This is a genomic window from Metabacillus sp. FJAT-52054 (genome assembly GCF_037201815.1).
Lineage (GTDB): Bacteria > Bacillota > Bacilli > Bacillales > Bacillaceae > Metabacillus_B > Metabacillus_B sediminis.
In genome coordinates this window covers 1632904-1645554 of the sequence record NZ_CP147407.1, presented here as the reverse complement: position 1 = coordinate 1645554, position 12651 = coordinate 1632904, and the positions used below count along the sequence as shown (strand labels likewise).

The following is a 12651-nucleotide window of genomic DNA, read 5'->3' as shown; positions in this document are numbered from 1 at the left end:
TTTATAGAATTCCATCAGATACGGTTTTTGAATAACAAATCAGAGCTTTGGCTGTTTTCTTTTTTTATATATTCCAAAGCGTGCTTTACAGCTGGAAACACTTTAACCGCGTTCAGTTCCTCACAGTCCTCAAGAACTGTAATGGCCATACGGGGGTATATACCTGTAATCAAGAGCTCTGTACCCAGAAGCTTAAGCCATCCATTTAAGTTTACAATATAGTTCGAAAGCGCACGGTCGAAAACGGAAAGTCCTGAAACATCAAGGATTAAATATTTATCCCTCGTTTTATCTTTATGCTCCATAATATTTCTCATTAAGATGGTAAGCCTCTCACTTGGAAATGAGCCAATCAGCGGAAGAACAGAAATCTGATCTTCAATGGAAATAATAGGGGTTGATCTTTTATCTGCCTCCATTTTCGCCTGTTCCATTAAAGATTGATAATGTTTTTCCATTGTGACATCTTTTTGGACGCCAATAAAATAATAGCGATTTTCTTCTTCTATATAGAATGGGTCAATATTCAGCTGATTAAAAAAAAGAGTTCCATCTTTGCGGTAGTTTAGCAATGTTACAGAAACAGACTTCTTTTCCTGGACAGCCTCTCTGATTTTATCTACTTCTTTTTGATCTGTTTTTTCCCCTTGGAGGAACCTGCAGTTTTTTCCAAGAACCTCTTCTTCCGTATAGCCCGTTACTTCCGTAAATCCCCTGGACATATAGACGATGGGATTTTCTTTTTTAGATGGGTCGGTGATAATAATTCCTGTTTGAGAAGAATCCAATGCTTTAAACAGCAGTTTCAGCTGAGGATGATCTATATTTTTTTCAAAAATCATTTTCTCCCTTCCCCCTTCCTGCAATGGTCTCTTCTTTTGCATTCCCTTACTTTTCTTGACTTACTATATCAATCCAGTTAACCGTGAACAAATATGGATGTGCCCGGCGTGTTCTTTGATGACCGCAAAAAGAAAAATGATCCCCGGTTTCAGGAATCATTTTTCTTTTTCAGCATTCAAGAGGATTTTCCCCATAACGTTCCCATAGCTTAGGGAAACGGAGCATTAAACCTTCTTCATCATCCTCATCCCAGTCAAGCACAATATTGGGCTCTACTACTGATTCAAGCACAATTTGATCATATAACTCATAAAAGCTGTTATCATCCTGCCCTGTCTTTTCTTCGAATGCAAGGGCTCCAATGTACGTTAAATCCTCGAATTGCGGAATCTCGTCATTTTCTTCCAGCTTTTTTAGAGAAGGAATCAAGCTCTCAGGATCACGAATAGCTGCTTCATATACCTCTTTACCCTGATAAAGAAGCCAAGCTCGAAAATAATCAAAGCTATCATCAGAACAGCCGCCCATTATAATAAAAGCTGCTGCCCATAGGTGTGAGGTGTAGGATCGCACAAAATAACGGGAGAAGATTTCATCAAATTTAATAATGTCCTGAACCGGCTTTTTTGCTAAATGATCTACAAGCCATTCCAGCTGTTCCTCCTGCTCATCTCCCTTTGTTTTAGCCTGCTCGAATATTGACCAGAATACAGCCTCTGTCATCCCGCTTTTTTTTATCATCTGCAGCGATGACCTGCCTGGCCTGTACCCCTTTTTGAGTTTTGATTGAATCAGCCGTTCAGCCTCCTGGCGGCATTCACCAGCACTTTCAAACTTTTTGGAACGAACCGTTCCGGTTGTACCCGCTTTACCAAAAGTAACGATATATGCGGTTCCGGTAACATTGATTTTCCAAAATTTATTTGATGAATCATCCTGAAAATGTAATATAGTCTCCACACTAATCTCCTCGCGGCCAATTTTTCTTTCTATTCGGTTAGTCCTATTTTGTAACATTTTATGGGGAATGGCAACTTGTCATGCAAATTATTTCAATGGGGATAATAGCTAGTAAGAAAAGGGATTGTTTAAAACGTCGTGCTGAGAGAACATGATTGAAACCCCCGGAACGCAGCGAGCATTCCGAGGGTCTTTTTTTCCATAATTGGAAGAAGTATGAGTTAGGCTGATTGAATCGGAAGGTGTTAGACTCCAGCCGGTGCAGCAGGCACCCGCAGGCGCTGGCGCCGCGAAAAGGGAACATCCTGCAGCGGAAATCAGCCAAAACCTATATCATATAAAAATACTTCCTTCCTGCACAGCGCTTAAAGGCGGTCATCCTGATCATTTGTTTGTTCTTCAGCAGATTTCTTTTTAGCGTTTTTAACCGACTTAACGATCACGACTCCCATCATAACGAAAATGGCCGCTAATACGATGGCCAAACCAGCAACTAAAATCATAAACAATAAATTTCCCGAACCCATTACAAAACTCCTTCGGCACCTTAATATTAGCCATTATACCCTTATCAAAACACCGCCACAATGAATAGCTTTACAAAACAGGTGACAGAGTTATGAAAGCTTACTGCAAACAGTACGTATTCATCATCTAAAGATGGGAATGATATTCGCGGCATAGGGCGTTCAATGGAGTTGCTTGGTTCTTTGCCTGAACCATGCTTTTGCTGCAAGTTGGACAGCAGGGCTGCTCCGGATGATTAGAATAGTCCTTTAATGAAACAGACAGCCTTTTGTACCGGCTGCCTGCTTCCTATCATTGAGCTTGACCTGCCCAGGAATCTATTTCATCCAGCACAGCTATAATCGGGATGCTGAAGCCGATTGTTCCCTGATCTGTCGCTGCAGAATTTATACCAATTGCCTTCCCTGTTTTCTTATCTACGAGAGGACCTCCGCTGTTACCCGGGGCAATCGGAGCAGAAATTTGATAAGCATCCTTGTAGTAGGTTTGCTCAATATTCACTTCTCTGTCCACACCGCTGATAATCCCGTCTGTAACTGTGTTTTGAAGGCCAAGCGGGCTTCCCAATGCCAGCACTTCATCTCCTATAGCTGATTTCTTCTTGCGTTCAACTGGAAGCGGATCATTCCCCTCCAAATCCTTTACTCGGACAAGTGCGATATCTCTTGTAGGATTTACTCCTATGACTTGCCCTTTCATCTCACGTGAATCCTTTGTTAAAACCACTACCTCATTCTCATCGGCTACAACGTGGGCATTGGTGATAACATCTCCTTTTTCATTGTACTGAAATCCAGAGCCAAGAGACCCATCATCAAGCTGAATTGTGACAACATGCTTTTGGGAATCTTCAATGATCTTTTTCACAGCATCCTCGCTGTTGGTGCTTGCAGCCTTTGCACTATCAAGCTCAATAATTTGCGAGGAAAGCTTTAGCTCCTTAGGAATGTTGTTCTGTACTAAAAAAATCCCTGTAACACCAGCTGCCCAAATAAGAACCGTTGCAATGCCGCTCCAAATCCACTTTTTCAATTTTTTTCACCCGCTCCTCTATTTTCTGTAAACTACCTGATCAATTACAATTTTTACTTCCTTTCCATATTCCTTATCCAGGAAAAAGAAAAATTCTGCTTCCTTGCCGCTTTTTATGGACACTTCCTTTGACGAAACATCTTCGTTGAATAGGAACTTTCCTTTTTTGTCGTAAACTTTTAAATAAAGGGTTGGATTATTTAAAGTAGATCTCGTCATGCTCTTAAGTTTTCCTGTTACAACATAAGTGAATTGGTCTTCTTCAAAAGTCACTTTTTCAATCTTTAGGGGCGGTTTTTTTGAACGCATCGCTTTAGAATTAATGACAGACCAGTGCCTTTCCAAAAATACCGGAAGAGAACCTGAATAGCTTAATTTTTCATCTTCAATCTCACTAAGCCTGCTTGTGAGCTCGGCATTCTCATAATTCGTGTATTTAAGGCCGGACCTCAGGGCCCCGATAGCTGCATCAAAATTCTTCTTGCTCATGTATTCCTCTGAAGTCTTCTGAGATATTGAAACAATCTTCTTTATAAGCTGGCCTTTTACTTCCTCTGCTGCCGCTGTCTTCAAACTCATAATTTTTTTTAGCTGCTCCCCGATTTCATCTACTGTATCCATCTCTGCGGATTCTGTTTTAACCATTTCAACCACTAACTCTGTTTCCTGGTCAGATGTTTTCGTCTCAAGTGGAGCAAAAATTGGACTTTTTCTCGTTTGGATATCATTGCGGACGCTGTTCAGTGCATCCTTCGCCTCACCGAATTCTTTTTTATCAATCTTCTGTTCTATGGATAATAAATGATTATCTACCTTTAATGCAGACTCTACCTCTGCCTTAACGCGTTTAATAACGGAGTTGTCCGGTCTAATTTTTGATGCTTCAGTTAATTTGTTAACTGCTTTTTCATAGCTGCCATCAAGAGCATACTCTTCTGCTTCATAATGAAGTGCTTCTGCCTTTTGATTGGCGTTTTTCTCACTCGATTGGACGGCAAGTGCTGTACCGGTAAAAAGGAGAAGGCTTGCTGCTGGAATTCCGATCGTTAATAACCATTCTTTTTTCGTCGTTTTCCTTTTTAGTTGTGAGGTACTTTGGCTAACCTCTGAAGTCGGAGCGAACTCCGTAGTTTGATCATGCTTTTCCTCAGCGTACGGATCATATTGAGGTTCTTCAGGGTATGGAACATTGCCAGTTGAATGAGGATTGGGTACCTCATGGTGAGTATTCAAGTTGTCATCTGCCACAGGACATTCCTGCTGATGATCATTTTCGTAAATCGGAGTCACAGGGAAGTCTTCTGCATCTTTTTCAGCTTTGTTTTCTTCCTGAAAAGGGCTTTCCATCCCGATAATTGAATCTTTATTCTGCTGGTTATTTTGCAAGTGAATAGATTCTGGAGCATCCTGAACTTGTTCAATTTCATAGTCTGTTTTCTCTTCATATCCGTCAGCAGTTTTCTTATGTAAAGGCTCCTCCTGATCGTCACTGTGTACGAATCCTTGGTCTTTTATGACTTTTGTCCCGCACATTGGACAAAAATCTTCACTGCCGTTTAATTTTCTCCCGCATTCCCTGCAATACAAGCAAATGACCTCCCTATTAAAAGTTAAATTAGCACGACCATCATAGTCATAAGTAACAGTAATCTTTAACCATTTCCACACATTTCGAAACATATATTGGAAAAAATGTTGAATAGCAGGGTAAATCGTCACAAAAAAAGAAAAAAAAAGAGACCCAGGAATTTCCCTGCGTCTATATGCTTAATAAATTATTTCGGCTGCTGAATATTTCTCTGAATAAAAAAGTTTGATAAGGCAAGATATTCTCTTATGTAAGACTTCAATATTATTACTGAAGGAGTTTTAGCAGCCAGTCCTGAAACTTCGAGTCCATGGTCTTTTGCAATCATAATCGAACGGTACAGATGAAAATCATTTGTAACAATGATTCCTGCTTTCGCATTCTTTGGAAGGAGCAATTTTGAATTCCGGATATTTTCATTGGTACTTGTTGATTGATCCTCCATCATAATTCGCGCTGAATCAATCCCAAGATTCAGCAAACCTTCTTTCATAGCATCCGCTTCTGTGCGGTTCTCTCCCGGTCCCATCCCTCCCGAGACAATAGCCATAGTTTTTCGATTTTCTCTCAAATATTGAGCTGCTGCTTCAATTCGGTATTTTAAAGCTAGAGATGGGACACTTCCATTTACCTTAGCCCCAAGCACAATTAAATAATCTGCATTTGCAGGCGGTTTGGCTTGAGCATACTGCTGTATTTTCACGTTCAAAAAAATAAAATAAATAAACCCTGTTAACAGCAGCCCTGCAATCAGCCATAAAGACCATTTCTTTTTTTTCATTCTCTACCTCTCTCAACAAACGATACTCTTTAAAATACCTGGAAGCATGCGCCCAGGTGATTCTTCCATTATAAAACAACGGCACCAAGACGTAAATATGCCTGAAATCAAAGAAAACCGGCATGCGCCGGTGCTTTAAAAAATGGAAAAAATGAGAATGGATATAAGCAAATACGCGATTATGATCCCCGCGGCGATTAATACACCGGTCCAATTTGTTCCCCCTTTTGAGAGAAGCAGCTGACGTTTTTCCTCCCAAGAACCTTGAGAAGACAGAACTCTGTCCATTGTTTCTTTCGCATGACTGAGATAAATACGGTTCGCAAAAAAACCGATCATCAGCATACATAACGGCACCGCTATAATAGCAAGCCAGGCCATCCCTGAAGCCGCGATTGCCAACCCTGCCAGAATAAAAGAACCAGCTGAAATCACCATAGGAGCAAACAGCTTTCGATAGCCCATCCAAAAAATCGTGAGGAAAAAAGCTGCCCAGTTCATACTATATTGTTTTTTCCAGCTGGACAGGTAGTACTCACTGTTAGGACCAGCAAACACCCTCAAAAGCTCAGCCTCCTGCGGATCAAGAGGATGTGAACCTGCATTTTTGCTTAGCTCCGGGCGTCCATGCGCCTGCTGAACAGCGCCAGTACCAGTGAAGTCATTTCCCGGGACATAGAGATGGGACTCATTAACAGTTTCTTGTACAGCAGAGTGCGATGTAAATCGCGTGGATTCTGTTCCAGTTTTTTTAATTTGAAGGGTTTTATTCCTGACCTTATCTTCTCCCACTATATTCCTGGAGTCATTCACCATAATTTCAGCGGGCTGCGTGCTTTGTACATTTCCAGAAGAGTCCATATGGGAATTTGACTTAGTCTCCGTAAAAAGCCCGGCATACGCCAATTCCGGCGATTCATGGCTCACTTCCTGATTAGGATTAAAAGGAGCTGAATTGCTTTTATGGACCGCATTAGGGCGGACTGCAGATTCGTTAAATTGGGCTCGGATGGGCCCTTGGTCAACATGGTCTTCGATGTTTGAATTCTGCTCCTTAACGTTGTTTCGTATAGTCTGATTTTCCATGCTGATTTTCGGGATTTTTATAGTCCCCATAGGAACAGCTTCTGCACGATCCTGCATATCCTGGACAGCGGCCGCATGCTCGTTGTAAGCAGGTTCATAAGGTTGCTCTTCTCTGATAATAGCATTGCCGCATCTCACGCAGAATTTGTCTTCTGCTCTAAGCTTCGTTCCGCATTTCGTACAAAACATGATACAGGCTCCTCTCAGGTATATGGTCTTATGTACAGGATGTTTTTTCTGGGTGAACATATCTCAAATACCCGCACCTAGTGTTTCTAAAACATTCCTTTTATGTTAATTTTAGTATGTTTATCTCATAAAGGCACAGAGGGCAGATTTCGTTCATGCTCCGTTCGGCGAAAATCGCAGACTAGAGTCAGGTAAATTAAAAAAGCCCCCTGTTAAGAGGACTATTTCCGTTACATTTGAGCTGAGGGGCTGTTTTTTATTTCCATATGATACCCTATACTATTTAAAACTCTTTTGAAAGCCTTTTGAGCGGCTTCTAATTTAATGGGATCATGTTTGTTTTCCTCCAGCATGGCACGGTAATCACGTTTCAAAGCCTGCAGCTGATAGGGATGCAGCTGCTGAGGAATATAATGATCTTGGATAATTGTAAAATGAATCTCGTTTGCATAGAATTCTGGCACCTTAATCCCTCCTGGACTGGCAGATTATAGGTCGTTATTCCCTCCTAAGCAATCTCTGAAACCTATATTAGAAACCATGAATTGTCATTCCGCCATCTATAAATAACGTTTGTCCTGTCACATAATTTCCCGCCTCAGACGCAAGAAAAACAGCAGGTCCGACGAGTTCCGGCAGCTGACCAATCCGGTTTAGCGGTGTAACTGACAGAAGCTTTTGAACGTATTTTTCATCCTGCAGAAGTTTTTCTGTCAGCGGTGTTTCGAAATACCATGGACCCAAAGCATTTACATGAATGTTATGTTTACCCCATTCATAAGCAAGAATTTTGGTCATTTGGATAAGAGCTGCTTTCGTTGCTCCATATACCACTCCTGTAGGAAGAGCGGTATGCCCCGCTACTGATGCAATGTTAATAATTCTTCCTCCGCTTTCTATCATCATCTTTGCAGCTTCCTGAGAAGCCATAAAAGCAGATTTCAAATTCGTATTAACAATCTGATCCCATTCCGCATCCGTAACCTCTGCTGCAGGTGTCCGAATATTCATTCCTGCATTGTTGACGAGAATATCCAGCTTACCGGCCTTTTCCTGAATTGATTTGAAGGCAGAAACGATGTCTTCCCTAACGGTTACATCCGCTTTAATAGCATAGGCTTTTCTGCCAAAGTCCTTCTCAATCACATTTTTCACTTCATCTAAATCCTGCTGAGTCCTTGCGATAAGTCCCACATCGGCACCAGCTTCTGCAAATCCAATGGCAATGGCACGTCCAATTCCTTTTCCTGCTCCAGTTACAATCGCTGTTTTTCCTTCAAGGCTGAAAGACGGCAAAAACATAGTTTTCTCCCCTTTATATGTAAGATTCCTTTTAACTGTAAGCAAAAAGGGTGAGGAAGTAAACTGAGCAGGCTTTTGAATAGCAAGCTCTGTTAAACTTGGGAGTTGATTGCGGCTTACGAATGCTGCACCAATCAAAAGTTGTTAAAAAGCAAGCATCATATTTAAATATGGGAAAAAAAGAGAATCCGGTAATTGCTGCACCCGGATTCTAACTGGTTTTGCCGAAAAGCCGATTTATCTTTATTATTATTTTGATCGAGAGAAAGTTTCAATTCCTGGCACAGCATGCGCAGGAAAATGAGGCAATACTTCTTCCCCCAGCTCCTGGATCACTTCATCTGCCGGGCGTTCTCCGTCAAATAATGCAAAGAATAGGTGATTAACCCCGATTTCTCTGTATACCTCAAGCAGTTCGATTAAGGTGTTCCGGCCAGCTCTGAATCCAAGCCTAATCGGGACTGGCATCTCGTTTGGATCTTCAGCTAGATCAAGATGCATAGGCTGGCTGAACGGTTTAAACACACCAGGATGGAATTTGGCTGAAAGCTCCCTCCACTGCTTGATCGATTCTTCCTGCAAATGCGGGGTGCGCGGATAATACATCCATCCATCACCATACTTCGCAAACCACTCCATATCCTGCTGGCTGTAGCCTGTAATCATGGTTGGAATCCTTTTATCCGGTTTCGGAACCAGATTAGCTCCACTGATTGATCCCAGGGATCCGGAAAGTTCCGGAAATTCATTATATAAGACATTATTCATATAATGGAAGGCTTCAGCAAAGCGCTCTCCTCTGGTGGCATGAGTTACACCCAATGCCTGAAAATCGGCGCGCCGGTCTCCAGAAGAAACCCCCAGAATCAGTCTTTCTGGAAAAAGCGCTTCTAATGTGGCCGCTTCTTTAGCAATCCTTAACGGATGCCTCAACGAAAGAACGGCAGCGGAAGTTCCTAGAGCAATTTCTTTCGTTTTACTTGCCAAGTAGGTTAAATAAATCATCATGTCATAAATCTGCCCTGTGGCAGGATCGCCAAATTGAGGATCCTGCAGCAGAACATCTCTGAACCAAAGACTGGTAAAACCGTACTCTTCTGCCTTTTGTGATAGCTCCACCTGTTTTTCCATGGTCGGTGCTTCAAAGCGGTAATTTTCAAGCGGGATATGCAGACCTAGAGTCAGCTCTCCCTCTTTATACATCCGATTGTAAGAACGGTGTCCATTAAACAGTGTCATCCGAGCATTCCTCCTTTAAGCAGAACGTGTGTGTTTTTTCTCAATCGCAGAACTCCAGGCGGTTAGAAGAACAGCACCAAATACCATCACGCCGCCGATCCAAGGTGTGTGAATCAATCCAATAGAGTCCACAATCAAACCTCCAACGAATGCACCGATTGCAATACCTACGTTAAATGCTGCTATATTAAGAGCAGAAGCAACGTTTACTGCAGAAGGAACATGGCGTTCAGCCAGCTGAACCACAAATACCTGCAGCCCCGGCACATTCATAAAAGCAAGCAATCCCATTAAGAAAATGGTAATTAAACCTGCTACTTTAAATGGAGCGGTAAAGGTGAGCGCGACTAATACGATGGCTTGTACCAAAAACATCCAGAACAAAGCTTTTAGCGGATTATTATTCGCTACTTTCCCTCCTACTGCATTACCAATAGCAACAGCTACTCCATAAACAAGCAGCAGAACGCTGACTGAGCCGGCAGCAAATCCTGTAATATCTTCAAGAATTGGAGCTAAATAAGTGAACGCTACAAATGTTCCGCCGTACCCTAATGCAGTGATGGCAAAGGAAAGCATAAGCGGACCGTTTCCAAGAATTTTAAAGTTATCGCTGATTTTAGATTCAGGTGCTTTTTTCAAGTTGCCAGGCACTAAAATTGCACTTGCAATGATGGCGATAACTCCTAATGCCGCCACTGCCCAGAATGTTGCTCTCCAGCCGAAAGCCTGGCCGATGAATGTACCAAGAGGCACTCCTGTTACAGTTGCTACTGTTAATCCTGTAAACATAAAGGCAATCGCGCTGGCACGTTTGTTCTCAGGTACCAAGTCCGCAGCGATTGTAGAACCAATGGAGAAAAATACCCCATGTGAGAAGGCTGTAATAAAACGGGCAATTAAAAGCAGGGTGAAGCTTTCGGACAATGCTGCAACTGAGTTTCCTACAATAAAGACAACCATGAGCAGCATAAGCAGCGTTTTTCTGCTCATCTTATTAGTAAGAGCAGTTAACACAGGAGCTCCGATTGCAACTCCCATGGCATAACCGGAAATTAATAGTCCAGCAAGTGTAATCGATATATTTAAATCATCAGCTAAAGATGAAAGCAAACCGACTGGCACAAATTCAGTTGTTCCAATTCCAAAGGCACTAATGGCCAAAGCAAGAAGGGCGAGTGACCCGCCTTTTTTCTCCTTTTGATTGATTGCAGTTGAGCTCATTCGAACTCCTCCTTTTCATATAAATACACATAAATAATTGCGGCTTCAGAAATGCGGGCCCTGCATTCCTGTGACCTTCTAAAGTTATTATGACCCATACTATTATTTAATAGAAGTACGCACTTTGAAGTGCTGTAGGTACTTAAAAGTTCCTATAGGCTTCGTTCCAAACAGTATGAGGTAACTGTTAGTCATTATGGGTTATTTCAGTTCATAGGGAAAGTACGCACTTTAATGTACGATAGGTACCTGGAAGTTCCTAATGGAGGGCAAAAAAAAAGACCAGATCAGAATGGTCTTTTAGTTAGCTTATGATCGCATGCTTGGCTGCTAGTAATATAAATGAGAAATGGTTACATCTCAGTCTGACCAGTCGAGATGCTCCTAAAGTGCCTTTAATTAGTGATAACTAGATGATTTTCCGCTCTCAAAATAAGCTCGGTAAGTGAGAACACCAGTTTCATTTTCACCGATTGTCTCCTTATTTGTAAGAAATGACTCCACCATGAATTGTTCTCCTGTAAACTTCTGTTTAGATGTAAATAAAAGATATGTTCCTTCAAGCTTGTAGTCAACTCCCTCTCTAAATAAAGGAGAAGAGGCTGAAATTATGTATTGACCAGTGGTTATGTCTGACTTTACGCCTGCAGTGATCCGTAAAATTTTATATTGGTTGGGTGCATCTTTATTATCGGAATGAATCGGATCTAAATCTCTCAGCTTCATTAAGTATACATATTTCTTGGTGTTCCTGTTATAAAGGGCTTCAATTGAAAGATCAATATTATTTATGCCACTGCTGAATATGTTTCCGGAAGTCGTATACCGGACCAGTTCTTCATTCCCCGAGCTCAAATCCTTTACAGCCATTGTAGATTCCGGAGATTTCGGTACTTTATTTACAACTTCTTTTGAATGTGTAATCTGGCACCCGGCTAAAAGAAGGAAAATGGATGCCAGCAGCAGTGCCCGGATCATATGACGTTTTCCTTTTAAATGCTCCATATGGATACACCATTCGGATCCTTCACAAAAACTATGCCATTTATTACGACCTGCTGCACGTTTATTTCTTCATCCAATACAGAGAAAACCCGAACATCCCTATTGAATAAACGATGCAAATCTTTTTCCAAGCCTTCCTTACGTATACTAAGAATCATTTTTTCTATAGCTGCATCGCCAGCAGCCAGGACATCAGGATGGGTTTGAAGCTCAATGCGAAAACCATATGGAGTAGAAATAAAGGTTCTCCTTTCATCTTCCTCTACCTTCCACCCAAGATTCCTTGCCTTTTCGCACACTATTCCATGTTCCTCTTTTGAAACAAAGAAACCAATGTGATCAAACATAACCTTTTTACCATATCCGACCGTAACGTTGATGTTCCCCTTTTTCATTTCAATAATACGGAACAACGGCGGATTTTCACGGAAGTCTTCCCATACCAGCGGCGGATTAAAAGATTGAAATGAACCATTTAGTCTGCCGATCCTCTGATGAACTGTGAACCCGAGTTCTGTGTAAAACTTTTCTGTCTCTTCTAAATAAGGTGTCCAGTAATGGTAATGAAAAAGCATCGTGATCTCCCCTTCCCCTATATCATACAGGATTATTTTACCATTTAAATATATTAATTTCCGAAACACTTTGTTTTGCTTGACTGTGAATTTTGTCTGCAGGTGTAAGCGCCAAGATGGCAGGTTTTTAGCCGTTCCGCTTACTTATTTAGCTGTTTCGGAACTGGATTTTGTCCGATGCATTTTATTTGACCGTTGTCACCGTTATCTAGCCGTTCCGCTTGCTTATTTAGCCGTTCCTGAACTTTTTTTGGCCGGTCGGAACTGGATTTTGTCCGATGCATTTTATTTGTCCGTTG

General features: G+C 41.6%; 13 protein-coding genes. All 13 read right to left on the bottom strand.

The window, feature by feature from the left end; genetic code table 11:
* Positions 1–14: 14 nt before the first annotated feature.
* Entirely contained in the window at positions 15–842 is an 828-nt protein-coding gene (locus WCV65_RS08695) for a PAS domain-containing protein (protein WP_338781639.1), read from the bottom strand.
* Between the two features lie 169 nt (positions 843–1011).
* Positions 1012–1803, bottom strand: coding sequence for a DUF4240 domain-containing protein (locus WCV65_RS08690; protein ID WP_338781637.1), 792 nt, complete (start codon positions 1801–1803; stop codon positions 1012–1014).
* 365 nt (positions 1804–2168) lie between these two features.
* Positions 2169–2330, bottom strand: coding sequence for a hypothetical protein (locus WCV65_RS08685; RefSeq protein ID WP_156505998.1), 162 nt, complete (start codon positions 2328–2330; stop codon positions 2169–2171).
* A gap of 292 nt (positions 2331–2622) precedes the next feature.
* Positions 2623–3363 (bottom strand): S1C family serine protease, encoded by a 741-nt coding sequence (locus WCV65_RS08680; protein WP_338781634.1) that lies wholly within the window; start codon positions 3361–3363, stop codon positions 2623–2625.
* An 18-nt stretch (positions 3364–3381) separates the two neighbouring features.
* Positions 3382–4950, bottom strand: coding sequence for a zinc ribbon domain-containing protein (locus WCV65_RS08675; protein ID WP_338781632.1), 1569 nt, complete (start codon positions 4948–4950; stop codon positions 3382–3384).
* Between the two features lie 188 nt (positions 4951–5138).
* Positions 5139–5732, bottom strand: coding sequence for a YdcF family protein (locus WCV65_RS08670; RefSeq protein WP_338781630.1), 594 nt, complete (start codon positions 5730–5732; stop codon positions 5139–5141).
* 135 nt (positions 5733–5867) lie between these two features.
* Complete coding sequence (locus WCV65_RS08665) at positions 5868–7007, bottom strand: DUF2628 domain-containing protein (RefSeq protein ID WP_338781628.1); 1140 nt, start codon at positions 7005–7007, stop codon at positions 5868–5870.
* 230 nt (positions 7008–7237) lie between these two features.
* Entirely contained in the window at positions 7238–7471 is a 234-nt protein-coding gene (locus WCV65_RS08660; protein WP_338781626.1) for a hypothetical protein, read from the bottom strand.
* 67 nt (positions 7472–7538) lie between these two features.
* A complete protein-coding gene (locus WCV65_RS08655; RefSeq protein ID WP_035413229.1) occupies positions 7539–8309 on the bottom strand; it encodes a glucose 1-dehydrogenase in 771 nt (256 codons plus the stop codon).
* Between the two features lie 249 nt (positions 8310–8558).
* Positions 8559–9548, bottom strand: a complete 990-nt coding sequence (locus tag WCV65_RS08650) for an LLM class oxidoreductase (RefSeq protein ID WP_338781622.1) — start codon at positions 9546–9548, stop codon at positions 8559–8561.
* Between the two features lie 15 nt (positions 9549–9563).
* Complete coding sequence (locus tag WCV65_RS08645; protein ID WP_338781620.1) at positions 9564–10772, bottom strand: MFS transporter; 1209 nt, start codon at positions 10770–10772, stop codon at positions 9564–9566.
* Between the two features lie 399 nt (positions 10773–11171).
* Entirely contained in the window at positions 11172–11777 is a 606-nt protein-coding gene (locus WCV65_RS08640) for a hypothetical protein (protein ID WP_338781618.1), read from the bottom strand.
* Positions 11765–12352, bottom strand: coding sequence for a hypothetical protein (locus WCV65_RS08635; protein ID WP_338781617.1), 588 nt, complete (start codon positions 12350–12352; stop codon positions 11765–11767). Before WCV65_RS08635 ends, WCV65_RS08640 begins: the two co-directional genes overlap by 13 nt.
* Positions 12353–12651 lie beyond the last annotated feature (299 nt).

What these genes read in the sequence shown, in the direction of transcription:
- WCV65_RS08695 (WP_338781639.1), bottom strand. Translation starts at nt 842, where the DNA reads ATGATTTTTGAAAAAAATATAGATCATCCTCAGCTGAAACTGCTGTTT.
- WCV65_RS08685 (WP_156505998.1), bottom strand. Translation starts at nt 2,330, where the DNA reads ATGGGTTCGGGAAATTTATTGTTTATGATTTTAGTTGCTGGTTTGGCC.
- WCV65_RS08670 (WP_338781630.1), bottom strand. Translation starts at nt 5,732, where the DNA reads ATGAAAAAAAAGAAATGGTCTTTATGGCTGATTGCAGGGCTGCTGTTA.
- WCV65_RS08665 (WP_338781628.1), bottom strand. Translation starts at nt 7,007, where the DNA reads ATGTTTTGTACGAAATGCGGAACGAAGCTTAGAGCAGAAGACAAATTC.
- WCV65_RS08655 (WP_035413229.1), bottom strand. Translation starts at nt 8,309, where the DNA reads ATGTTTTTGCCGTCTTTCAGCCTTGAAGGAAAAACAGCGATTGTAACT.
- WCV65_RS08650 (WP_338781622.1), bottom strand. Translation starts at nt 9,548, where the DNA reads ATGACACTGTTTAATGGACACCGTTCTTACAATCGGATGTATAAAGAG.
- WCV65_RS08645 (WP_338781620.1), bottom strand. Translation starts at nt 10,772, where the DNA reads ATGAGCTCAACTGCAATCAATCAAAAGGAGAAAAAAGGCGGGTCACTC.
- WCV65_RS08640 (WP_338781618.1), bottom strand. Translation starts at nt 11,777, where the DNA reads ATGGAGCATTTAAAAGGAAAACGTCATATGATCCGGGCACTGCTGCTG.
- WCV65_RS08635 (WP_338781617.1), bottom strand. Translation starts at nt 12,352, where the DNA reads ATGCTTTTTCATTACCATTACTGGACACCTTATTTAGAAGAGACAGAA.